At 39.6% G+C, this 25,316-nt stretch carries 19 protein-coding genes; 11 read left to right on the top strand and 8 right to left on the bottom strand.

The window, feature by feature from the left end; genetic code table 11:
• Window positions 1-11 precede the first annotated feature (11 nt).
• Entirely contained in the window at window positions 12-377 is a 366-nt protein-coding gene (locus AOR04_RS13265) for a hypothetical protein (protein WP_096793610.1), read from the top strand.
• Complete coding sequence (rimI, locus tag AOR04_RS13260) at window positions 364-831, top strand: ribosomal protein S18-alanine N-acetyltransferase (RefSeq protein ID WP_007377815.1); 468 nt, start codon at window positions 364-366, stop codon at window positions 829-831. Before AOR04_RS13265 ends, rimI begins: the two co-directional genes overlap by 14 nt.
• Window positions 832-848: 17 nt before the next feature.
• Here the strand turns inward: rimI and AOR04_RS13255 are convergent, their stop codons facing one another.
• Window positions 849-3,515, bottom strand: coding sequence for a hybrid sensor histidine kinase/response regulator (locus tag AOR04_RS13255; RefSeq protein WP_007377814.1), 2,667 nt, complete (start codon window positions 3,513-3,515; stop codon window positions 849-851).
• A 559-nt stretch (window positions 3,516-4,074) separates the two neighbouring features.
• Between AOR04_RS13255 and prfC the strand changes: the two genes are divergently transcribed.
• The 4 genes from prfC (at window position 4,075) to AOR04_RS13235 (ending at window position 9,228) form a co-directional block, all read left to right on the top strand.
• Window positions 4,075-5,664: a peptide chain release factor 3 gene (gene prfC / locus AOR04_RS13250; protein ID WP_096793609.1), complete on the top strand. Its 1,590-nt coding sequence runs from the start codon at window positions 4,075-4,077 to the stop codon at window positions 5,662-5,664.
• Window positions 5,665-5,723: 59 nt separating this feature from the next.
• Window positions 5,724-7,466 carry an arginine--tRNA ligase gene (argS, locus tag AOR04_RS13245; protein ID WP_096793608.1) on the top strand — a complete coding sequence of 581 codons (1,743 nt, stop codon included), beginning with the start codon at window positions 5,724-5,726 and terminating at the stop codon, window positions 7,464-7,466.
• Window positions 7,467-7,800: 334 nt separating this feature from the next.
• Window positions 7,801-8,439 (top strand): pyridoxamine 5'-phosphate oxidase, encoded by a 639-nt coding sequence (gene pdxH, locus AOR04_RS13240; RefSeq protein WP_096793607.1) that lies wholly within the window; start codon window positions 7,801-7,803, stop codon window positions 8,437-8,439.
• A 21-nt stretch (window positions 8,440-8,460) separates the two neighbouring features.
• On the top strand, window positions 8,461-9,228 hold the full coding sequence (locus AOR04_RS13235; RefSeq protein ID WP_096793606.1) for a TatD family hydrolase: 768 nt from the start codon (window positions 8,461-8,463) through the stop codon (window positions 9,226-9,228).
• Here AOR04_RS13235 and AOR04_RS13230 read toward each other — a convergent pair.
• The gene (locus AOR04_RS13230) at window positions 9,195-9,815 is read right to left on the bottom strand and encodes an AhpA/YtjB family protein (RefSeq protein ID WP_096793605.1); all 621 of its coding nucleotides are present in this window, start codon (window positions 9,813-9,815) and stop codon (window positions 9,195-9,197) included. The genes AOR04_RS13235 and AOR04_RS13230 overlap by 34 nt on opposite strands.
• 150 nt (window positions 9,816-9,965) lie before the next feature.
• On the opposite strand from AOR04_RS13230, the gene serB reads away from it, so the two are divergent.
• Complete coding sequence (gene serB, locus AOR04_RS13225) at window positions 9,966-10,994, top strand: phosphoserine phosphatase SerB (RefSeq protein ID WP_096793604.1); 1,029 nt, start codon at window positions 9,966-9,968, stop codon at window positions 10,992-10,994.
• A 115-nt stretch (window positions 10,995-11,109) separates the two neighbouring features.
• Window positions 11,110-12,213 carry an ISAs1 family transposase gene (locus tag AOR04_RS13220; protein ID WP_096793603.1) on the top strand — a complete coding sequence of 368 codons (1,104 nt, stop codon included), beginning with the start codon at window positions 11,110-11,112 and terminating at the stop codon, window positions 12,211-12,213.
• Between the two features lie 129 nt (window positions 12,214-12,342).
• Here the strand turns inward: AOR04_RS13220 and AOR04_RS13215 are convergent, their stop codons facing one another.
• Complete coding sequence (locus tag AOR04_RS13215) at window positions 12,343-14,820, bottom strand: PilZ domain-containing protein (RefSeq protein WP_096793602.1); 2,478 nt, start codon at window positions 14,818-14,820, stop codon at window positions 12,343-12,345.
• A 355-nt stretch (window positions 14,821-15,175) separates the two neighbouring features.
• Here AOR04_RS13215 and radA point away from each other — a divergent pair, with 355 nt between their 5' ends.
• On the top strand, window positions 15,176-16,561 hold the full coding sequence (radA, locus tag AOR04_RS13210) for a DNA repair protein RadA (RefSeq protein WP_008137434.1): 1,386 nt from the start codon (window positions 15,176-15,178) through the stop codon (window positions 16,559-16,561).
• Window positions 16,562-16,648: 87 nt separating this feature from the next.
• Window positions 16,649-17,581: a hypothetical protein gene (locus AOR04_RS13205; protein WP_096793601.1), complete on the top strand. Its 933-nt coding sequence runs from the start codon at window positions 16,649-16,651 to the stop codon at window positions 17,579-17,581.
• Window positions 17,582-18,183: 602 nt separating this feature from the next.
• Here the strand turns inward: AOR04_RS13205 and serA are convergent.
• The 5 genes from serA to metK form a co-directional block, all read right to left on the bottom strand.
• Window positions 18,184-19,413: a phosphoglycerate dehydrogenase gene (serA, locus tag AOR04_RS13200; RefSeq protein ID WP_007377804.1), complete on the bottom strand. Its 1,230-nt coding sequence runs from the start codon at window positions 19,411-19,413 to the stop codon at window positions 18,184-18,186.
• Between the two features lie 9 nt (window positions 19,414-19,422).
• On the bottom strand, window positions 19,423-20,076 hold the full coding sequence (rpiA, locus tag AOR04_RS13195; protein WP_002958979.1) for a ribose-5-phosphate isomerase RpiA: 654 nt from the start codon (window positions 20,074-20,076) through the stop codon (window positions 19,423-19,425).
• Between the two features lie 53 nt (window positions 20,077-20,129).
• Window positions 20,130-20,726 carry a 5-formyltetrahydrofolate cyclo-ligase gene (locus AOR04_RS13190; protein ID WP_096793600.1) on the bottom strand — a complete coding sequence of 199 codons (597 nt, stop codon included), beginning with the start codon at window positions 20,724-20,726 and terminating at the stop codon, window positions 20,130-20,132.
• Between the two features lie 20 nt (window positions 20,727-20,746).
• Window positions 20,747-21,298, bottom strand: a complete 552-nt coding sequence (locus AOR04_RS13185; RefSeq protein WP_096793599.1) for a hypothetical protein — start codon at window positions 21,296-21,298, stop codon at window positions 20,747-20,749.
• A gap of 417 nt (window positions 21,299-21,715) precedes the next feature.
• Window positions 21,716-22,867 (bottom strand): methionine adenosyltransferase, encoded by a 1,152-nt coding sequence (gene metK / locus AOR04_RS13180; protein WP_007377800.1) that lies wholly within the window; start codon window positions 22,865-22,867, stop codon window positions 21,716-21,718.
• Window positions 22,868-23,171: 304 nt separating this feature from the next.
• Between metK and tkt the strand changes: the two genes are divergently transcribed.
• Window positions 23,172-25,163 carry a transketolase gene (gene tkt, locus AOR04_RS13175; protein ID WP_096793598.1) on the top strand — a complete coding sequence of 664 codons (1,992 nt, stop codon included), beginning with the start codon at window positions 23,172-23,174 and terminating at the stop codon, window positions 25,161-25,163.
• Window positions 25,164-25,316 lie beyond the last annotated feature (153 nt).

Below are 25,316 nucleotides of genomic sequence, written 5' to 3'. Positions count from 1 at the left end.
ATCGAGTCGTTATGCATTCACGGTACGCAGCTGTTTTTGGTATTGAAAACCTCGAATTAAATAAACACTTTAAACCAGCCGATAAATTTCCAGCGGATAGCCTTCCTGCAAATAATCTTTTAATAGATAGTGTTGCGGCAAGTAGTCATGCACCTGATACTGCATCAAAAAACAATGTACTTGAGCCTATAGTGCTTTGTGAACAATTATTTGCAGATATTAAACGTGCAGCATTACCAATTGCTATTAACAGCGTTGTACAAAGCGCTGAGATGCAATTAAATGACGATCAGCTAGTACTTACAAAACCACAGCTCAGCACGGCCGATAAGCGCGCTTTATGGGCTTTAATGAGTGAACACCTTGATAAACTTTAAACCAGTAGACGAAACCGCAATACCTCAATTAATGGCAATAGAAACAGCATGCCATAGCCATCCGTGGACGTTAAATACAATGAGTTCGTGTTTAGGTGGGCGCTATTTTAATGTAGCCGCGTTTGAAAATGAGACTATGGTTGGTTTTTATATTGGTGAAAAAGCAGGTCCTGATTTTACGCTTATGGATATTTGCGTAACACCAAGTTATCAAGGCAAGGGCATTGCTAAGCAGTTGTTAGCTCAGTTTATTGAATACGGTGAGCAACAAAACGCTGAAAACTTATTTTTAGAGGTACGCGAATCTAACACGCGAGCAATTGCGCTGTATGAGTACGCTGGCTTTATAGAAATGTCAGTGCGTAAAAACTACTACCCAAGCGACAACCCAGCTAAAAATGGCTTTGAAGATGCCATTTTAATGGGGATGGCATTAAGTTTAGGTTTCCAATAACAGCGAGCATGTGTTGTTTATACTTGCTTATTATTTATAGAGTTTTCAATAGCGGTAATTAAGTCGGCTATAAGATCATCGCGAACTATTTTGTTATCACTTTTTAATGAGTCTTCGAGTGCGCCTGCGCTGTGATAAATATCGTCAAAGTTAAAGCACCCAGCACTTCCTTTAATACTGTGGGCAACATTTCGTAGTGCTTCCCAGTCATCAGAACGTTGATATGTTTTTACTTCATCTAAGTAAGTCGGCAAATTAGCTAAGTAGTTGTCTGCAATTTGTTGGAATTTTTCACTTTTTAATAAGTTATCCCATTTATTTTGGTTATCTTTTTCAAGGTGTAAATAACTCACTAGTACGTTTTCTAATGCGTCTTTATCAATCGGCTTACCAAGTGCTTTATCACAACCAGCCTCCAAATAAGTGCCTATATCATGGTTCATTACGTTTGCGGTTAATGCGATGATAGGGCCGTCGTACGCAGCGTGGCGTAGCATTTTAGTTGCTTCTAACCCGCCCATAACCGGCATTTGCATATCCATAATAATTAACTGATAGTCGTTAACTAGCGCCATTTCTACTGCTTGTGCGCCATTACTTGCTATATCGGGTTCTAGGCCCCACGTTTGCAGAAGCAGTTTTATTAGTAATTGATTATCAGGGTTGTCTTCAGCCACTAAAATATTGGCATCAAAGTGGTTGGTTGCAAACGATAGTAGTGGATCTCTTTCTGGCGTTAATTGGCTTTTATCTGTAAGTAATTGTAGTGCGGGTTTTCTGCCTGTTAAATGACACGACACGCTAATAGAAAACTTACTTCCTTTACCTATTTCACTTTTTAGTACTACATCACCACCGAGTAGTTGCGCCAAGTTTTTGGAAATACATAAACCAAGCCCTGTACCGCCAAATCGACGGGTAGTCGTTGCATCAGCTTGCTCAAATGGTTTAAATACACGCTTTATTTGATTTTCAGACATTCCGATGCCGGTGTCTGTGACAACAAATTCAAGCATTTTTCTTTTTTGATGAAAGTGTACGCAAATAGAAACGCTGCCTTGCTCTGTAAATTTAACTGCATTATTCGCAACGTTAATTAATATTTGTTTTAAACGCGTAATATCACTGTATATGGTACGAGGCAGTGGTAATTCATAGTTTATATTTAAAGTAAGCTGTTTCTCTTTTGCTAAGGGTTCAATAATAGATTCAATATCATGTACGAGCTGTACTACATTGATAGGCGCTTGATCTACTGCAAGCTTTTCGGCCTCAATTTTAGATAAGTCCAAAATGTTATTGATTAGTTCTAGCAAGTGTTTTGAATTTCGTAAAATAGTACTGAGGTGCTGTTTATCGTTCGCTATTTTATCGTTGTGTAGTAATTGTTCTGTAAAGCCCATAATAGCAGTGAGCGGTGTACGTATTTCGTGACTCATATTTGCTAAAAAACGACTTTTAAGTTGATTCGCTTGTTCAGCTTGAGCAATCGCCAGCTCTAGTTGGCTGTTCATTGCTTCAAGTGCTTTGGTACGGCTTTCTACTTTATCTTCTAAGTGATGTTTATAATCTTCCAGCTGTTGTTGGTAGTGTCTTATCTGGTTAACCATGTGATTAAAATCGTTAAATAAAATGCCTACTTCATCATTTGTATGCGCAGGTAAATTCACCGATAAATCACCATCCCCAACGCGGTGGCTTGCTGCACCTAATAACTCGATAGGGTTGAGTAGTAAGTTACGCACAACCACAAAAATTAATATAGGCAGGGTGATCACCGAAATAAGAACAATTAAGCCTGTTATTAAACTAATAGCCTTACCAGATTGATAAAGTACAGCTTTAGGAATAGTAGAAACATAATAATAACCGCCACTCATTTGCACCGCAAAAATCATGCGCTCTATTTTATCTATACTTGATAGTTCGATAGTCGACAAGGTGCCAATATCAGCTAAATCATGTATTCGGTTTAGTTCGTATTCGCTAATGTATTGGCCGCGCATACTGTAATCGGAACTAAATAAAATTTTACCATCTTTGGTGAGTAGTAAATTAAGTGTATTGTTATAAGGCGCCTCTAAAATACTGGTATTGAGTATTGAAGGCTCAACATGGACAACGATAAAGCCTAACTGTTGAGGGCGTTTTAAATAGTAGTCAACACTATAAATTCGCTGAATAAAATACAAACTGGTTGTTCCGTCTGATTTTTGATCCATGAACTGTTGCTGGCTTAAATTACTTTGCAGTACTTTATTTAAAAAGGGATAGCTTTTAGGGGCTGTAGTCAGGTTGTTTGAATAATAAGCGTCGCTTTTTCCGCTTGCAGAGACTAAATTAATACTAACTATATCTGGATAGGCTTCGCTATAACTGGCAAATACATCCATTAAGGCACCTAGTTGGCGTGTATAACTGCCATTAGCTCGTACATCATTTGCTAAAAAGTCACTCAGTACGGGAGAAGTCGAGAGCAGCTTTGTAGTTGAGTGAAAAGAGTCTATATAGTTAAATACTTTTTGTTGTTGTTGCTCAACAAAACGACTCATTATTAGATCGGCTTGTTTTTGAGTGGAGTTAGTTACATTCGTGAGCGTGAAGCCCCCTAAAAATAATAGAGGCAATATAACAAGCGGCGTTATATACCATAATAATCGAATGCTTAACTTACTGGTTTTCATGACCAAACTACTTATCCTCCATGCAATTTATCAATAATATGCGTAACCGCTATATTACACAAGCCTGTAGGTGTCTTGATGGCTAATTTCTGTAACCAACCAAAGAAACTTACGTAAAATAATAAGGGGATGGGGAGGCGAGCTTTGCATTTTATTTTAGAACTCAACGGCCTTTAATAAAAAGATCAGTTAATAACTAACCATTGATTGTTTATAAGGCCAAGATCAGCGAAAATAGTCTTCAATTACGATTAACATAACGGATCGCATGTGAAGAGCCAATTTAGGGCTTTTCTGATGGTGTGTTGAGCTTTCGAGGTTGCTTTATACCAATTTTATTAAAAACATGATCATTCTAGCGTATTGAATAACTCACTAACTAGGTTAAAAAATTATTCATAGAGAACAACTCTATGTGATAATTTTCGCCTTGTTATTACACTATTTACTTATCGCTATAATAGATCACCAATTTAATGCAATTGTTATTATTTAAGCCTTGAAAGCTCAGCATACTTAAAGTGGATAATATCCGTATACAAACTAAAAGAACTTTTTAATGGCAGATCAAAATCTCCTTAGCGAAATTAATAAACGACGAACCTTTGCTATCATCTCTCACCCAGATGCTGGTAAAACAACCATCACCGAAAAAGTATTGTTATTCGGACAAGCTATTCAACGAGCTGGTACTGTAAAAGGCCGTGGTTCTAACCAGCATGCTAAGTCTGACTGGATGGAAATGGAAAAAGAGCGTGGTATATCTGTTACTACCTCTGTAATGCAGTTTCCATATAACAACGCACTTGTTAACTTACTTGATACTCCAGGGCACGAAGACTTCTCTGAAGATACTTACCGCACATTAACAGCGGTAGATTCGTGCTTAATGGTTATTGATGCGGCAAAAGGTGTAGAAGACCGTACCCGTAAGCTCATGGAAGTTACGCGCCTGCGTACAACGCCAATTGTTACGTTTATGAACAAGTGTGACCGTGATATTCGTGACCCAATGGAAGTATTGGACGAAGTTGAAACAGAGCTAAATATAGCCTGTGCTCCAATTACGTGGCCAATTGGTTGTGGTAAAGAGTTTAAAGGTGTTTATCATATTCATAATGACGAAGCTGTTTTATACAAAACAGGTCAAGGTCATAAAATTCAAGAAGTTCGCACTATTAAAGGGCTTGATAACCCAGAGCTAGATATTGCGATTGGCGAAGATTTAGCCGCGCAATTACGCGATGAGCTTGAGCTTGTTATTGGCGCATCAAACGAATTTGATTTAGATCTGTTTTTAGCCGGTGAACTTTCGCCAGTGTATTACGGTACTGCACTTGGTAACTTTGGTGTTGACCATGTTTTAGATGGTTTAACTAAATGGGCGCCAACGCCATTACCACGCGAAACCGAAGACAGACTTATTGTTGCAACAGAAGAGAATTTTACCGGTTTTGTATTTAAAATTCAGGCCAACATGGACCCTAAACACCGTGACCGTATTGCATTTATGCGTATTGTATCGGGTAAGTACAGCCAGGGCATGAAAATGAACCACGTGCGTATTGGTAAGCAGGTGAGTATTTCTGATGCGGTAACCTTTATGGCAGGCGATCGTGAGCGAGCAGAAGATGCTTACGCTGGCGATATTATTGGCTTGCATAACCACGGTACAATTCAAATTGGTGATACGTTCACGCAAGGCGAAAAACTTAAGTTTAGTGGTATTCCTAACTTCGCGCCTGAATTGTTTCGTCGTATTCGTCTTCGCGATCCGCTTAAGCAAAAGCAATTATTAAAAGGCTTAGTACAGCTTTCTGAAGAAGGTGCTGTGCAAGTATTTAGACCGCTTATAAACAACGATTTAATTGTGGGCGCGGTAGGTGTACTTCAGTTTGATGTGGTTGTAGCGCGCTTAAAAGCCGAATATAACGTAGATGCTATTTACGAAGGTGTAAACGTAAATACAGCGCGTTGGGTAAGCAGCGACGATGTGAAAAAGTTTGAAGACTTTAAGCGCAAGTGCGAAAGTAATTTAGCACTCGATGGCGGTGATAACTTAACTTACATTGCGCCGAGCCGTGTAAATCTTAACTTATCGGTAGAGCGCTACCCTGAAGTAACGTTTAGCCATACACGCGAAAACTAGAATCGACTGACTACAGTTAACTGAAAGCCTGCTTTGGCGGGCTTACAAAGGTAAAAAATATGAATATTCGTACTATTTTAATCGAAAAAGCCGTTGCAGCTATGGTTGGTGCAGGCTTACCTGAAGATACAAACCCGGCAGTAACGCAAAGCACGCGTCCACAATTTGGTGATTACCAAATTAATGCAGCAATGGGCGCGGCTAAAAAAATGAAAAGCAACCCACGTGAGCTTGCGCAAAAAATTATAGATAACCTTGATGTAAGCGATATTGCTCAAAAGACTGAAATTGCAGGCCCAGGTTTTATTAATATTCATTTAAAGCCTGAGTTTTTAGCGCAAAGCGTACAAGCCGCTAACAGTGATGCAAAGCTTGCTGTAAATGAGCATGCTAACCCACAAAAAGTGGTTGTTGATTACTCATCTCCAAACCTTGCTAAAGAAATGCACGTAGGTCATTTACGTTCAACCATTATTGGTGACTCAATTGTACGTGCGCTTGAATTTAGAGGCGACACGGTTGTACGTCAAAATCACATGGGTGATTGGGGCACACAATTTGGTATGTTAATCGCGCATTTAGAAGATCAAATTAGCCAAGGCGTTGATTTAGATTCTGTAGCACTTGCTGATTTAGAAACGTTTTACCGCGACGCTAAAAAACGCTTTGACGACGAAGAAGGCTTTGCAGATAAAGCACGTGACTACGTTGTTAAATTACAAGGTGGCGATGCGCATTGTGAAAAACTGTGGAAACTATTTATAGCAACCTCAGTTAAGCACTCTGAAGAAGTATACAAACGTTTAAATGTAACGCTTACTCAAGCCGATATTATGGCTGAAAGCGCATACAACGCAGAACTTAACGATATTATTAGCCTACTTAAAGATAAAAACATTGCTGTAGAGTCACAAGGCGCGCAAGTTGTATTTTTAGAAGAGCTAGCTAACAAAGATGGCGAGCCATCAGCGTTTATCGTACAAAAATCTGGCGGTGGTTTTTTATATGCAACTACCGATTTAGCAGCATGTGATTATCGTTCAAATAAATTAGGTGCTGATCGCATCTTAATTTTTGTAGATGCACGTCAAAATCTACACTTTAATCAAGTAGAGCTAACAGCGCGTAAAGCGGGTTTATTACGAGACGAAACAAGTTACGAGTTTTGCCCGTTTGGCACCATGATGGGCGCCGATAATAAACCATTTAAAACACGTACTGGCGGCACAGTAAAACTTGCTGACTTATTAGAAGAATCAATTAACCGTGCCGAAACAAAACTAGCTGAACGTGAGTCTGATTTAAGTGATTCTGAGCGCAGCGAAATTGCCCGTAAAGTAGGTATTGGCGCAGTTAAATACGCTGACCTTTCTAAGCACCGTACCAGCGATTACATTTTTAACTGGGACAGCATGCTAAGCTTTGAAGGCGCAACCGCTCCTTACTTACAATATGCTTATACACGTATACGCAGTATTTTCCGTAAGTCAGGCGTTGATGCAGCTACATTAAATTCAGACGTTACAATTGTTGAGCCTCAAGAAAAAGCGCTAGCACTTAAGCTACTACAGCTTGAAGAAGTACTTGATTTAATGATCAGTGAAGCAACACCGCACGTACTATGTGGTTACTTATATGAGCTAGCAAGCTTATACATGACATTTTATGAAGCCTGCCCAGTACTAAAAGAGGGTGTAGAGCCAAATGTACGTGATAGCCGCTTAGTGCTGTGTAATTTGGTTTCTAAAACACTAGAAACGGGATTAGACTTACTTGGCATTGAAGTTATGGAGCAAATGTAATCACCTTCTGCTGCGTGTAGTTCGCTTTAGCTGCGTTGGTAAAACTATTTAGCCTAAGTCACATACAAACCGTATGCTCCTTGGCATAAATAGTTTTACCGCCTTGCTAGCACTCCTACACTTGCAGATATCTGAGCTGTGTAGGTTGGGTTGAGTGAAACGAAACCCAACGATTCACCTGAGACTCTATACTTATTGCTATCGAATGCACCTGAGTCTCTGTGTTTATTGCTATCGTAACACCTGAATCTTAATGTTTGTTATTACTCAACATCTAATGTTTTAAGCTCGCTACTCTAAGCTCTTCTCTAAGGCTTTATTTAAAGGACTTGTTATGAAACTCGAAGATATCCGTCGTGAATACCTGCAAGACGCGTTAAGCGAAGATAACTTGCAAGATGATCCGTTTAAGCAGTTTGAAACGTGGCTTGAGCATGCGGTAGCAAGCAAACTACCCGATCCTACTGCAATGGTTGTAGCAACCGTTGATGAAACTGGTCAACCTTCACAGCGTATTGTGCTTTTAAAACATTTAGATGATAACGGGTTTGTGTTTTTTACTAATACCGGCTCGCGTAAAGCGCAAGAGCTTAAAGGTAATAATAAAATTTCCTTGCACTTTCCGTGGCACCACATGGAACGCCAAGTTATTGTCTATGGCGAGGCTAAACCATTACCTACATCTGCTGTGGCAAAGTACTTTTTATCTCGTCCTAAAGAAAGCCAATTAGCCGCGTGGGCATCAGCGCAAAGTCGTCCGGTGTCATCACGTAAAGTACTCATGGAAACCTTTGCCAATATGAAAAATAAATTTGCTAAGGGTGAAATTCCACTCCCTGACTTTTGGGGTGGATATTGTGTAGTACCCACTAAAATTGAGTTTTGGCAAGGTGGGGCGCATCGTTTGCACGACCGTTTTATGTATCAGCGCCAAGCAGATAATAGCTGGCAAATTACACGCTTAAACCCTTAATAAATCGATGAGTAAGTAACCGTGCAATTTATTGACTCTCATTGCCACCTCGACTTTAGCGAGTTTGATTCGAATCGTGAATCGCTTATAAACGAATGTGTAGCAAAGGGAGTTAATCAGTTTATTGTGCCTGGTATTACGCTTGCTCAATCGCGTACTCTCATAAAGCTCAAAGCAACCTATCCAAGTATAAAAATAGCCGCAGGATTACATCCTTATTTTTTAGATCAACATCAAGAATCGCACATTGAAGCGCTATATGAGTTCGCGACTGCAAATAAGCATCAGCTGGTGGCTATTGGAGAATGTGGGCTTGATAGAAGTATTGAAAACTTGGCTAAACAAACTTTTTTGTTTGAGCAGCAAATAGAGCTATCAAACAAGCTTAACTTGCCAATCATTATACACCATAGGCAAAGCCATGATTTAATTGCGCAATCGTTTAAACGTTGTAAGCCAAAAAATGGGGGAGTGATTCATGCATTTTCAGGTTCAATCCAACAAGCGCAGTATTATATTAAGCAGGGCTTTAAGCTAGGAGTAGGCGGTGTTATTACCTATGAGCGCGCAGTTAAAACACGGGCTGTTATTGCTGCTATCGAGCCAGAGAATTTAGTGCTAGAAACAGATTCTCCCTCAATGCCCTTAAGCGGCTATCAAGGTGAAGTTAACACGCCATTGCATATACCCGATGTGTTTAATGCATTGTGTGATTTAAAGTCACTCAGTAAGAGAGATACGCTTGCAAAATGCCTTTATGATTCTTGCTCAGATGTTTTTCGGATATAACGACTTACCTGCCAACTTTTTAATCCACGCCCTAATTGCCACGTAAAAATACAGGCAATCACTAGCATTAATAGTACTTGGCGACCTAAGTCATGAAAATGGCTATGACTTTGCGCTATGGCTGAGCGGGTTAAATAAGTGACTGACACAAATCCAAGTGGACGGTCGTCATCGCTAACTACGGGCTCTACAAAAGGGGTTTTTAATTTACTAATGCCAGGGGTTGAATCAGGAAGTTGGCCAAAAATATGGTGCGATTGCCAATTATCGCTACTGGCTATTAAAATGCCTTGCTGATCGTAAATAGTGGCTGAAAGTACAAACTCGTCTTTGCTTATATCGTTACAAATAGCATTAAGCTGTGGTTTGTTTTTTTCGATAAGCGGTGTTTTAACATTTAAGGCCATAAATTGAGTCAGGCTTTTGGCTGTGCTATCGGCGCTATCGTAGAGTAACTGATGGCTTTGAAAACTACTGTTTACACCCACCCAGCTTAGTAATACAAAACAGGCAGCCGCAAGAAATAAACGCACAAGTCGCTTTTTTTGAGATGCCGAGATTGGATTTTTAAGATGGTTATTTTTCATAGTCACCGTATATGCTACTGACAGGATTTTAATTTGATGTTACAACTACTACTATAACCTTAAATCCTACCTGATGGCGAATTTAGCGCTAATAATACCTAACATCAATTAGTTTTATATCAGGATAATAAAAATAAACACGGAGATCCCATGTCGAAAACAAGCATGGCACAGCCCAATGCTGAGCAATCACTATCAACGCTCACATTAAATCAATGGTTTAGTTATCAAGACACCACCTTTTTGCCACTCAATGGTACTCCAAATAGGCAGCGTGGGCTATTTAGTATTGCATTCGCAGGGGATTTTAATAGTGAAAAAATCCAATTGATTGCAGAATTTTTAGCTAAGCATAATCAAGGTGTTACAGCACTATGCCAATATCAGCCTGATTTAGAGTTAGCACCCGCATTGTGCTTTTATAGCCAAGATGCAAATCAAGCTATAAACCCATTAGTGCTACAAGCGCTCTCAAAAACCTTAGAGTGTCAGCTTGTACAAGTTAATACACCGCCTAACTTATATGAGCCTGGCTTATTGGTTATGGATATGGATTCAACAGCGATTACGATTGAGTGCATTGATGAAATAGCACGCTTAGCAAATGTATACGATGACGTTGCGTCAGTTACTGCGCTTGCAATGGCGGGTAAGCTTGATTTTAGCGAAAGCTTAAATCAACGAGTGGCTAAGCTTGAGGGTATTGAAAAAAGCTTAATTGAAGAATTAAAATATTCACTCCCTTTAATGCCCGGTATTAAAGCATTATGCCAAATTTTAAAGCAGCACAACTGGTATTTAGCAATTGCATCGGGTGGTTTTGTACCGTTTGCAGAGCGAGTGCAAGAGTTGATTAGCTTAGATGAAGTACATGCAAATACACTTGAGTTCAAGAATAATAAATTAACGGGTAAAGTGCTTGGCAAAATTGTGGATGCGCAGCAAAAAGCGGTGGTTTTAGAGTCATTGCAGCAAAAGCTAGGGCTTATAAAAACGCAAACCGTGGCTATTGGTGACGGCGCGAACGATTTAGTGATGATGGCTAAAGCGGGTTTAGGTGTTGCAGTGCATGGCAAGGCTAAAGTAGTTGAACAAGCTCAAGCGGCTATTTGCCAAGGATCGTTATTACAACTGTTGTATATGTTGGCGATTCCGCTTAATGAAGAGCCAAAAATTTAGACTAATCTCAGCCCTTAATAGTAAATATCTTAACGAGATCAGGGCAAGATCATACTTAACTTGATTATTACTTCGAATCTGTGATCAAATCGCCTTTTTCTCAAAGGCGATTAACATGTCATTCATCAACCATTTCAACGACATTCAAGATACTCGTTCACACATCAACAAAAAACATGAATTGCTGGATGTTATATTCCTTACAGTCACTGCGATTATTTCAGGTGCTGAAGGGTGGAAGGATATTAAGCAATTCGGTGACAGTAAACTGACTTGGTTACGTAAGTTTCGTTCATTTGAAAATGGTATTCCTGTCGATGATACGATTGCTCGTATCATTAGCTCACTGGCCCCTGAAGCTTTATTAGCTTGTTTTGTTTCTTGGGTTAATGAGCTTAGAGATGCGAATAATCAAAGCGTCATTGCCTTTGACGGTAAAACACTTCGCCATTCTTATGATGGTGATAAAAAAACAGCTATTCACAGTGTTTCAGCTTATGCAGTTGAACAGGGCCTAGTACTAGCACAATGCAAATCAAAAAGTAAGAAGAATGAAGTATCAACAGTGATGGCACTTATTGAATTACTTGAGCTTAAAGGCAATATCATCACAGCAGACGCGATGCATTGTTTAAAGAAAGTGACGAAAGCCGTCAGCAAGAAAGACGGAGACTATTTGCTGCAAGTGAAGAATAACCAAGGAAAATTGAACAAAGAAATTCAAGCCTACTATCACAAAGTCAGACGAGAGCAGCCATCACTCATCCAGCAAAATAGCCATGAAACAGTAAATGATGGGCATGGTCGAATAGAGCAGCGCACGTACACTCAACTGTTGGTGACAGATTGGCTTGAGCAGCGCCACGGTTGGGTCAATTTCAACTCCATAGTCGAGGTAGTACGACAGCGTTATGTTGGCGATAGTCATACAATGGAAACGAGTTATTACATCAGCTCGCTAGGGATAAACCCAGAGCAAGTAGCCAAGTCTATTCGCCAGCATTGGGGAATAGAAAACTCAGCACACTGGGTATTAGATATGACATTTAAAGAAGACGATTCACGTATTCGTCGAGGTGATGCCCCCGAGAATATGGCGACCTTCAGACGATTTGCGATGAACTTAGCGAAATTAAGCGCGATAAAAGACAGTATGAAAGGTAAGTTGAAACAGGCTGCTTGGTCAGATGAGGTAAGAGAGCAGCTTATTTTAGGATAAATAACGCTCAAGTATGATTTTGCCCTGAACGAGATTTTAGATTAAATAAATTAGCCTTGTATCCACTGAAAAGTATTGGTATGGAAAAATAGACAAGGCCAGCATGTTTTGCTAAAAGGGTTAAACCGCTTAGCGTAAGCGGTTTAACCAAATAAGTTTACGACGTCCCATTTGCTCAATTTGTTGTTGATTGAGGTCTAGGTGGCTAAGCGCTTCTTCAGTAATATCTACTACGTCACCTACGCCTGCTACAGACCATAATGCTTTTTCCAAATCTTTTGCTTTATGCATAGCGTATTGGCTTACATATTTTAATTCGTTAGATAAGTAATCGGTATCAGGACGTCCCGTACGTGATAAATATAAACGCATCACAAAAATTAGATCCGATTTAATACCTTGGCTAATTTGTTTCTCAAAGCCGCTGTAGTCTTCACCTAGAACACATTGGCTTGTAATAGCCTCTTTGATATCTCCTTTGCGGGGATCAAAATTAATAGCGATTGTAAATGCCAGAGGAGGATCTTGGCGGCTTCTATCTTTAATATGCGGCGAAATTACATTAATTATTTGCTCATCTGTCAATATACTAGATAAGTCTGTTTTATTACTCAGCAGCCCAAAGTTTTGTAAAATCACATGTAACGGGCTAGCGTATAAACCAAAACCAATGGCTCCCGTTTTAAAATGAGCAGCTTCTTTATGTAAGTATAATGGAAATTGACATACGCTTTTTGTAACCATGTTTCTAAGCGCGGTAGATAAGCCTTCTACTTTAGGTGCTTCTTCAGATACTTTAAGTTTGTCTTTGTTGTTTTCAATTAACTGAGTGAAAAAGGTAACGCCAGCATGAGGGAAGTCAGATACCCGACTTGCTTTTAAGTTAATGGTAGTAAACGATTTACCAATTGCCATTACTTCATATTTTAATTCACTAAGTTGGTGCTTTTTAGTTATTTTTTGCAAGTCAGGAAATGATAATAAAATAATGTCACCTTTTTTAAAGGTGATGGGTTGCTCGCACTCAAGTTGTAAGCCCATTACAGAAAAGTCACGCGTGTAGCCACTAAAGGTAATGTCACCTAAGGTTACTTTTGCTGCTGTTTTATATAGATAGCGCTTATGCGAACGTAAATTTACATATTCAAGTGCAACAATATCTAAATAAGGTGGTGTTTGATGTTTAGCATGACCAAAATGTTTAAGCTGATTAACAAGTGCTTTATCATAATTTAATTTTTTATACTGCTCTTGTTCTACAGCATTACCAATACTTGTTAAAACAACAATGTACTTTACATCTTTTACTAGCCCTTCAACGCGAGGCGAAGGCGGCTTATTAAGCTTTTCAATGTTTTCACCAGCACTATTGGGTAAAGAAAGTGGAATGTACGAATCGTCTGGGTGAGTAGGCATGATTTGAAGTTTAAAACATTGCCAACTTTCTTTTTGACTGCCAAAACTTAAAAATAAACTGCTCAACTCAGGCGTTTTTTCAAGTTCACTACGTGTTGCAGAATAATAGTAAATTTTACCTGAGGATACATGCGTAAAAGTATATAGATAATCTTCTTTAACGGCCGTTGTTTGCGTTAGCAATTGGGTTATACGCTGGTGATTGAGTACATTGTACAAGCAAGGGATTGCTCTTTCGTCAGTAAAATAGCGCTGAATAAAAATATTATTTTCTGTTGTTAAGCTCAAGCTTGGGTAATAGTGATCATCTTTTTTGCTTAAAAATACATATAAAGAAGTTACTCGCGGAATGTAATATTGCTCATAGCCTTTTGAAACGACAGCATCAAGAGTGTTATCAAGGTTGACTTTATAACGGCGTTTATTGCCATGAATAAAGCTCTTTAAAAAGCGATCAAATGCTTCATTATTTTCTACATAAGTACGCTTTAAACGAATGTGGTTGTATTCACGAGATATATTTTCCACAGCCACTACTTCGTATTGAATACCGTTTTTTAAGCCTAGCTCAAAGTCTTGCTCAAGCCCGACTAAACGCATTGCGATGAGTTGACCTTTCTTTAAAATATGGCGGGTAACGAGCTTTACTTTACAGCCACTAAGAGAAATGTCAGAGGTACTTGCCGCAATGTTTTTCTTGTCATCGTAGGTAATAGTGACTTTTATTGAGTAGTTCATCCGCTCTTCACGGCGACTCTCATAAGAGGCAAATTTAATGACATCTGTATCTAACGAGTCATCTAGTTCTGGTAATTCAGCCTTTTCTATAGCCTTTTTTTGTAACACACGATGATTATTCTCAGTATTCATTACTGCTTCGTAAACGGCTAACGTGTACTCACCATGTTGTTCTAAAGCTTTTTCAAAAACCTCAATGGCAGTATCATCCATAAAGTGCTGTTTGCCATTGTGCTCATAGGGCTTTACATGTCCGGTAACTAAACCGCGTAAATCAACAAATCGGGCAACAGGCTGAGATAAGCGTGACATCTCCATTTTCATCAAAAATTGTTCAGGCTTTGTAAGCTCTGCCGTTTTTGATTTGAAAATCATGTCAAACTTGGTGTTACCTAAATATTGTTTTAGCTCATTCACGAGGTCTTCGTGTTTGAGCATTATGTCATCAGCCATTTATAAAACCATCACCGTCTAATTGAAAAAGTAGGTATACTGTTGAGTCTATTTATTAAAAAAATAAACGTTAAACCATTCTATGTTATTAATATAGGTACGGTTATTTGAGTAACTACAGTTTAGCTCTTGTTATTATGTGTTAAATGCCATTTTTTTGGCAAGTTACTTTAAATTATTTCAAAGCAAAAAGTATGCCCTAAATTACAGGGAATAAAAACAGAATTGTATTTAATGATTGTGATGCTAGGTTTTTCACAGGTAAAAATCGTTGCTGAGAAAAAGCGTGGAATGGCAAGATAATCATTTAATAGTAAGTATTTTAAAAATTAAAGAATAGTAGGTAAGGTTATTAATGGCAAAAGCGGCAAAAGTAGAGTTTGTTTGTACTGAATGTGGCATGAACTACCAACGTTGGCAAGGTCAATGCCGCTGCGGTGCATGGAACACATTAGCAGAATTTAAACCTTCAGCAGGGCACAGTAAAAAAGCGGCAGTGCGAGCAAGTGTAGGCGGTTATGCTGGTGGTATTGGTGGCGGCTCTAAAAAAATTAATGACATTACTACAACAGAGGCTGAAAAACAGCTAACTGAAATCGGCGAACTCGATCGTGTGCTAAGCGGTGGTGTCACAACTGGGTCGGTTAATATAATCTCTGGCGACCCTGGCGCTGGTAAAACTACATTGCTGTCTGATTTAGTGGCTAGGATGTCACAGCGTATGCCATCACTTTATTGTACGGCAGAGGAGTCTTTATCACAGTTTAAAAACAGGGTTAACCGTTTAAAGTTAAACTACAACCCGGACGAGCTTTATTTACTTTCAGAAACAAGCGTTGAAACAATTATTGATGAGCTTGAGAAGAATAAAATTAAGTTTGCTGTAATCGACTCTATTCAAGCTGTTGTAACCGATACCGCTAATGGTAGCCCAGGCTCGCCTTCGCAAGTAAAGAGTGCCGCACAAGCATTGACTCAATATTGTAAGCAAAATGATGTCACCATGTTCATTATTGCTCATGTAAATAAGAATAACGAAATAGCTGGCCCGCAGACTTTGGTGCATATAGTGGATGCGCTTTTACATATTGACACCAACGATGGGCAAATTCGTACTTTGCGAGCCAATAAAAATCGCTTTGGTGATATTGATACTGTGGGCATTTTTAAAATGTGCGAACGCGGTATGTTAAGTGTTGATAACCCAAGCGAAATATTTTTATCGGGTTCAACCACCGATTCCCCTGGGTCTACAATTACTTGTATTCGTAAAGGAAATCGTAATTTATTACTCGAAATTCAATGTTTAACCACCGAAACTGAGGCGGAATTTCCGCAGCGTGTTTGCGTTGGTTTAAATATGAATCGTATAAAAATGCTGACCGGTATATTGCGCAAGCACACTAAAACTAAAATATTTCACGATACGTTTTTCAATATAGTAGGTGGTTTAAGAATTGATGAGTCAGAAACCTGTATTGATTTGGCGTTAGTTACCGCATTACTTAGTAGTTTAAATGAATTTGTTGTACCTCGTACCACGTGTATTATGGGGGAACTTAGCTTGAACGGCGATGTACGTCCAATTGATAGTGGTGTACCGCGCGTTAAAGAAGCAGCACAACATGGTTTTACTGAAATATTTATTCCATTTCGTAATTATCATAAATCCATGGAAGGGTTGGGTGCTAAAATTACCCCAGTAAAAACAGTGCATGAGTTACTTAGTTTAATTAACTAGCCAGCAAAAACGCTTAACCGGTAATGTTCATCAGTGTTACTCTTGAGTTAAGACCATTTTATATTAAGAATTAAATAAGGAGATAACATGAAAAAATTAGTTATAGTTGCCGCTATTGTTGCAGCAGGTGTTGGTGGTGTAAGTTATGCAAATTACGTAGCAACACAAGAAGTGCGTGCAGAAGTAGATAAGCAACTTGCTTTAGTAAGTGAGCAAACGGGCGCTATATTTAAATATGCTGGTTTATCAGCAAGTGTTATTTCAAAAAGCGTAGAAATAACAAATATGGAAGTAATAAGCCCTGAGGGTGACAATGTTGCTAAGATTCAAAGTATTGAAATAACGGGTTACGATCCGGATAATATTTCGCCTCATACATCGTTTGATGTAAAAAGCTTCCAGTTTGATAAAGACTTTGCCGCAAAATTACCAGCAGGTACGAACGAAATGTTAGCATCGGCAAGCTATGACTTACACTCATCGCTTGATTACGACGAACAGTCGGGCAACAGTGATGTGGTTGTTAAATTAGATGCAAAAGATATTGTTAGTTTTAATATGGATATGGGCTTAGCTAATTCAAAAGCATTAATGGATGCGTCATTGGCTATTAGTAAGGCGCAACAAGAAGCTGGTAATCAACCTCTGACTTACGAGCAAGAGTTACAGCAGCAAACACTTGTTATGCAAGCAATGAGCAAACTGGAGCCGCGCAATGTTAGTTTTGCCTTAAATAATCAAGGTAAGCTAAAAGATTTATTATCAAGTGAGCTTGAAAAGCAAGGTATGACGTTAGAGAAAATGGAACTTATGCTACAGCAGCAGTTACAACAAGCTCCCGTAACGCAAGACATAGCTGAGGCTTTAACTAGCTTTGCTAAAGGTTTGAATTCATTTAGCGTATCTGCAAAATTACCTGAAGGTAAAACCATGATGGAAGTTAATCAACACATTATGATGCTAGTAGGGCAACCTGAAGAGCTCGTTAAGTTTATTAATTTAGAAGTAAAAGGTGATTAATAATCGCGTTGAGCTGTCAGTGAAGCGAAAAGGTGTTGATAGTTCAATTTAAATGATTTAAGCGTGAGTTTTACTCGCGCTTTTTTGTGCCTTGAGGTTTTTATTTTAAACGGTGTTATTTAATATATTTAGATATGTAAAGCGAGGTATAAAACCTCACCTACAAATTATATATACCCAAGCGGTAGGTGCGAATTTATTTCGCGCTTTGTGCATTATCGCTTAAATGTTTAAACAGCGAGGTATAAAACCTCACCTACAAAATTATATATACCCAAGCGGTAGGTGCGATTTTACATCGCGCACATGTAACGCGTGTTTTTAATATGTAAAAGCGAGGTATAAAACCTCACCTACAAATTATATATACCCAAGCGGTAGGTGCGAATTTATTTCGCACTTGTGCATTGTCGCTTGAATTTTAAACAGCGAGGTATAAAACCTCACCTACAAAATTATATATACCCAAGCGGTAGGTGCGATTTTACATCGCGCACATGTAACTTATGAGAAATACACAGCTTATAAAAAAACACCGCGCTTAAATTAAGTGCGGTGTTTTTATAAAACAGTAGTTATTGCTCAAAGAGCCAATCTCATTATTAATGAAGAATACGTGCTCTAATTGTACCCTCAACAGCGCTTAGTTCTTTAAGTGCAACTTCAGAGTGATCAGTATCTACATCAATAACAACATAACCAATTGCTGAATCTGTTTGCAGATATTGCGCGGCAATATTAATACCGTGCTGTGCAAACGCTTGGTTAATTTGTGTTAGTACGCCAGGACGATTGTGGTGCACGTGTAATAAACGGCTACGATTAGCAAGCTCTGGTAGCGATACCTCGGGGAAGTTAACCGCAGTAATGGTTGAGCCGTTATCTGAGTATTTAGCCAGTTTACCTGCTACTTCAATGCCAATATTCTCTTGTGCTTCTTGTGTCGAGCCACCAATGTGTGGTGTTAAAATAACATTGTCGAATTGACGCAGTGGCGATACAAATTCTTCATCGTTAGATTTAGGCTCAGTAGGGAACACATCGATTGCTGCACCACTTAGCTTTTTCTCGGTAAGCGCTTCTGCAAGTGCATCAATATCAACAACAGTTCCGCGAGAAGCGTTGATCAAAATAGATCCCTGCTTCATAACAGCAAGTTCAGCTGTGCCGATTAGGTTTTTAGTTTGCGGCGTTTCTGGTACGTGTAAGCTAATAATATCAGAGCGTTGTAATAGCTGAGTTAGGTTATGAACTTGTTTTGCATTACCCAGTGATAACTTATCTTCGATATCGTAAAACTCCACGTTCATACCGATATTTTCAGCCATAATACCCAGCTGAGTACCAATATGACCGTAGCCAATAATACCTAATGTTTTACCACGTGCTTCAAACGAACCATTTGCTGTTTTTAACCAGCCACCACGATGAGCCGCTGCATTACGCTCTGGAATACCACGTAGTAAAAGCAGAATTTCGCCGAGTACAAGTTCAGCAACAGAACGAGTGTTAGAAAACGGTGCGTTAAATACAGCAATACCACGTTCGCGTGCGCTGTCTAGGTCAACTTGGTTTGTGCCAATACAAAAACAACCAACTGCAACGAGCTTTTCAGCGGCATCTAATACCGCTTCGCTTATATGAGTGCGAGAACGAAGGCCTACAAAGTGTACATCTTTAATGCGTTCTTTTAGTTCGTCCTCAGGTAAGGATGTTTTAACGTAATCGATGTTGCTGTAACCGTTACGCTTTAGCGTTTCAACAGCGCTTTGGTGAACACCTTCAAGCAAGAGAATTTTAATTTTGTCTTTTGCTAACGATACCTTACTCATAACCTCATCCTATTTAATTTGAGGCCCATTTTTAGTGCCGATAATCACTTTATCAGCACCACGCATCGCAAATAGGCCGTTGGTAACTACGCCAACAATTGAGTTAATTTGTGTTTCAAGTTGTTTGGCATTGGTAATTTTTAAGTTAAATACATCTAATATAACGTTACCATTATCGGTAACTACACCTTGACGGTAAACAGGGTCACCACCAAGTTTTAATAATTCTCGTGCAACGTAGCTGCGCGCCATTGGAATAACTTCTACCGGAAGCGGGAAGTCGCCCAATGTATCTACCAGCTTTGTGTCATCAACAATACACACAAACTGTTTTGCAACTGCTGCTACTATTTTTTCACGTGTTAGCGCAGCGCCGCCGCCTTTAATCATTTCGTTTTGAGCGTTTATTTCGTCAGCGCCGTCAACGTATACATCTAAAGCATCAACGTTATTAAGTTCAAACACTTCAATACCTAACGCTTCCAAACGTGCAGTTGACGCTTCTGAGCTTGATACAGCGCCTACAATAGTGTCCTTTACTGAGCCAAGGGCATCAATAAAGTGATTAACAGTAGAGCCTGTACCGACACCTACAATGGTGTTTTCTTTTACAAACTCGAGTGCTGCCCAGGCAGCTGCTTTTTTTAATTCGTCTTGTGTCATTGCTTTGTGCTCATGTATGTCAGAAATATGCGGCTAGTAACCAAAATTAAATGTTACCAACAGTATGTTTTATCTGGGGTGATAATGGTTTTAAGTGGTACGTCCCATGACTCGATTGGTAGAGCATCAACTAATTGGCATTCATGTGCAAGGCCAATTAGTTGCGGTTTTTGCCAATTTTGTTCATGTAAACGCGCCAATGTCCGGTCGTAAAACCCACCTCCCATTCCTAGGCGATTACCTTGTTTATCAAATGCAACTAATGGCATAAGGAGGTAATCAAGCGCTGGTAATGGGCATATTTGAGAGCAGTTCAGCTTAGGCTCCAAGATACCATAGCGATTTGCCCTCATGGGTGAGTTTTTCTCATAGCGCTGAAATAGTAAATTAGCGCCATTGAATGGGTGTATTATAGGTAGATAAACAACGTGGTTTAAGTTCCATAATTCTTTAATTAACAATGAAGTGTCTAGTTCTCCGTCGTTACTTAAATAAATGGCAATATGCTTTGAATTCGTTGTGTTTTCGCTTTTCAAGTGTTGAATAAAATTCATATATAGCGATTGCGCCGCTAAATTTTGTTGATTTTTTGACAAGTTATTACGTATTTCACGGATAGATTTTCTTATCTGCGCACGGTTATTATTCATTTGATGATTTCACTATGCAATTATAAAGAAAATAAGCTAGGAAATGCCAAATATACAGCCAATATAATAAGTAACGTCACGGCTGTTGCTATTAAAGAATATAAAAGCACATTACTGCGTTTTTTAGGTGTGCTTACTGACTCTTCATCAAGCAATAAATCGTCGTCTTGCCAATCGTCATCCTCATCTATTTCAGGATTTTTTGATTGCTCTTCTGGTAAGCGTTGTTCAAGCTCTTCGAGTTTTTCTTCAAGGCGAATTAAGCTACTGGTGATGTAATCAAGGGCATCAAAAATACGCTCATCACGTTGACTGTTTTGAGGTTGCTCAGTTGGCGTATTAGCTGCATTTGAAACTGCCTGCAACTTACTTTTAATGCCCAAACTAGCCAATAGTTTGGCTTGTTTTAGTGCTTTGTCTTTATGGCTCGGTGCAAACAGTGGCTTTCCTTTAAAAAAAAGAGCTACTTTTTCTTCTGAGGTTTTTAGTTTATCTGCAAGGTTGATAGATGCAGCGTTACTGTCTACTCCATCAGCAAGTCCAGCAAATATAACGCGAAAATTGTCGGCCATTTAAGTACCCCTAAAGCTTTTTAATAAAAAGAGTATAAACCGAACTCCTTTATAAAGGCATCCATATGTAAAATTAAATTATTTTAACTTATGAGCTACTTTCTGTGCGATCACAAAATAAAGTCTGTGGATTAGGGCTTGTTGGCCTTTCAGGATTGAAATTTGTTCAATCTAGGGGCTGTTTAATCGCGGCGTGAGGTTTGTAACCTAGTGGGCTCGGTAACGGCTCCTGCGCTGCGCTACTGGCTTACATCCATGTAAGAATAAGTAAAAACCGAGCAACAAAGAGTAAATTGCCTTAATATTTTTATTAATGTACCGTTATTTTAATTAAGTTTGAATTTATTCTGCTATTTATAATACATAAAAAAAGCGCCAATTGGCGCTTTTTTTGTATTTAGATAGTTACCTAACCAATTAAAGGCCAGCAGCTGCGCGAAGTGCTTCAGCTTTATCTGTACGTTCCCAAGGGAATTCGTCACGACCAAAGTGGCCGTAAGCCGCTGTAGGAAGGTAGATAGGGCGCTCTAAATCAAGCATTTGAATTAGACCATAAGGGCGCAGGTCAAAATGTTCACGAATAAGCTCGATTAAACGGCTTTCTTCTAGCTTGCTTGTACCAAACGTTTCAACGCTGATAGAAGTAGGCTCTGCAACACCAATTGCGTAAGAAACTTGTAGCTCACACTTGTCAGCAAGACCAGCAGCAACAATGTTTTTAGCAACGTAACGTGCAGCGTATGCTGCTGAACGGTCAACTTTTGATGGATCTTTACCAGAGAAAGCACCACCACCGTGACGAGCCATACCACCGTATGTATCTACAATAATTTTACGACCAGTTAAACCACAGTCACCCATTGGTCCGCCAATTACAAAGCGACCTGTTGGGTTAATGAAAAACTTAGTTGCACTTGTAATAAGTTCTGCAGGAAGTACCGGCTTGATGATTGTTTCCATCACCGCTTCTACTAAATCTTTTTGCGAAATGTCTTCGCTGTGCTGAGTAGAAAGTACAACAGCATCAATACCTACTGGCTTACCGTTTTCGTATGCAAAAGTCACTTGAGATTTTGCATCTGGACGTAACCAGTTAAGCTCGCCGCTTTTGCGTACTTGCGCTTGGCGCTGAACTAAACGGTGTGAGTAAGTAATTGGAGCAGGCATTAGTACTTCTGTTTCGTTACATGCGTAACCAAACATTAAGCCTTGGTCGCCAGCGCCTTGCTCTTCTGGGCTAGTACGGTCAACACCTTGGTTAATGTCTGGAGACTGTTTACCAATAGTGTTTAAAATTGCACATGAATCGGCATCAAAGCCCATGTCTGAATTTGTGTAGCCAATGTCACGAATTGTTTTACGTGTAATTTCTTCGATATCAACCCATGCGCTAGTCGTGATTTCACCACCAACCATAACCATACCGGTTTTCACGTACGTTTCACACGCTACGCGAGCATGAGAGTCTTGCTCTAGGATAGCATCAAGTACCGCATCAGAGATTTGATCGGCGATTTTATCCGGATGACCTTCAGAAACTGATTCAGAAGTAAATAAATGTTTTGCCATTGTATTTCTGCTCACAAATATTGCGCTTCACAAACGTCGGTATTAGCGCTAAAAAATTAAGGGGCGTATTTTATCGAAAACAAAACACCTTGCATAGTGTTTTTACGCCTAGACGTCTAAATAAAATTACGAATGTCGTTCTGGTCTTAAAAAATATTCATAATGCTCCCTTTTATGGGGTTTTTAATTGCACACCGCCCCCACAATAAGTAAGAATGGTCGGTATAACAGTATTCAATAAACTTGGATACATAAACGAATAATAAATACCCGTGCAAATACACATATAAAGGTAGGAGAATTCATGCCATCTCGCAAAGAACTTGCAAATGCAATTCGCGTCTTGTCAATGGACGCAGTACAAAAGGCCAAATCTGGTCACCCTGGAGCCCCTATGGGCATGGCTGATATCGCAGAAGTATTATGGCGCGATTATCTAAAACATAACCCAACAAATCCAGAGTGGGCTGACCGTGACAGATTTATTCTTTCAAACGGCCACGGTTCAATGCTTATCTATTCTCTATTGCACCTAAGTGGTTACGATTTACCATTGGACGAAATTAAAAACTTCCGTCAAATGCATTCTAAAACACCAGGCCACCCTGAATATGGCTATGCACCAGGAATCGAAACTACTACGGGTCCATTAGGTCAAGGGATCACAAATGCCGTAGGTATGGCCATTGCTGAAAAAGCGCTAGCTGCACAGTTTAACCGTGAAGGTCACGATATTGTTGATCACTTTACCTATGCATTTATGGGCGATGGCTGCCTTATGGAAGGTATTTCTCATGAAGCAGGTTCACTTGCAGGCACATTAGGTCTGGGTAAACTTGTTGCATTTTGGGATGACAACGGCATCTCAATCGATGGCGAAGTTGAAGGTTGGTTTACAGATGACACGCCAGCTCGCTTTAAAGCATACGGTTGGCATGTAATTAGTGGTGTTGATGGCCACGATAGCGATGCTGTAAGTGCTGCAATAGCAGAAGCAAAAAGCGTTACCGACAAACCTTCACTAATTTGTTGTAAAACAATTATTGGTTACGGTTCACCTAATAAATCTGGTAGCCACGATTGTCACGGTGCTCCACTAGGTGATGACGAAATTAAAGCATCTCGCGAGTTTTTAGGTTGGACCGGCGATGCGTTCGAAATTCCTGATGATATTTACGCAAAGTGGGATAGCAAAGAAAAAGGTCAGCAGCTTGAATCAAGCTGGGACGAAAAATTTGCAGCATACGCAAAAGCATACCCAGAGCTTGCGGCTGAATACAAACGTCGTATTAATAACGAACTGCCTGGCGATTGGGCTGAAAAATCTCAAGCGTACATTGAGCAATTACAAGCAAACCCTGCAAACCCAGCGTCTCGTAAAGCATCGCAAAATGCATTAAACGCATTTGGTCCGTTATTACCAGAATTTATGGGTGGCTCAGCCGACTTAGCAGGCTCAAACTTAACAATTTGGGATGGCTCTAAAGGTTTAACACACGATGATGCAAGCGGTAACTACATTTACTACGGTGTACGTGAGTTTGGTATGTCGGCAATTATGAATGGTATTGCCCTTCATAAAGGCTTTATTCCTTACGGTGCTACGTTCTTAATGTTTGTTGAATATGCAAAAAATGCTGTACGTATGGCTGCATTAATGAAGCAACCAAGCATTTTTGTATACACGCACGATTCAATTGGTTTAGGTGAAGATGGTCCAACTCACCAACCAGTAGAGCAAATTGCAAGCATGCGTTTAACGCCTAACTTATACAACTGGCGTCCATGTGACCAAGTTGAGTCGGCAATTGCATGGCAACAAGCTATTGAGCGTAAAGACGGTCCTACATCGTTAATCTTTACTCGCCAAGGTCTTGAGCAACAAGCGCGTGACGCACAGCAATTAGCAGATGTTAAAAAGGGTGGTTACATCCTTAGCTGTGACGGCAATCCAGAGATTATCTTTATTGCGACGGGCTCTGAAGTGCAACTAGCACAAGATTCAGCAACTGAGCTACGCAGCCAAGGTAAAAAGGTACGTGTTGTATCTATGCCATGTACTGATGCCTTTGAAGATCAAAGCGCAGCATACAAAGAAAGCGTATTACCGGCATCTGTTTCACGCCGCGTAGCAGTAGAAGCGGGTATTGCTGATTACTGGTACAAGTACGTAGGCCTAAACGGCGCAGTGGTAGGTATGACTACCTTTGGTGAGTCAGCACCAGCTAATGAGTTGTTTGAGCACTTTGGTTTTAAAGTGGCAAACATTGTAAGCAAAGCAAACGAGCTTTTTTAATAGTATTTGATTAAATAAAGTAAGTAATTGAAAAGCCCGCACTGTGAAAAAACAGCGCGGGCTTTTTTGTTTGTAGGTCGTGCTTTAGCGCGTTAAAGGTAAATCAAAAATATGACGCCATAAATGACGACCTACAATGGAGCCAAAAAGGTG

This window comes from Pseudoalteromonas sp. 1_2015MBL_MicDiv (assembly GCF_002407505.1).
GTDB classification, from domain to species: domain Bacteria; phylum Pseudomonadota; class Gammaproteobacteria; order Enterobacterales; family Alteromonadaceae; genus Pseudoalteromonas; species Pseudoalteromonas fuliginea.
Note: the sequence above shows the minus strand (reverse complement) of the source record. Positions and strands in the feature narration are given on the sequence as shown.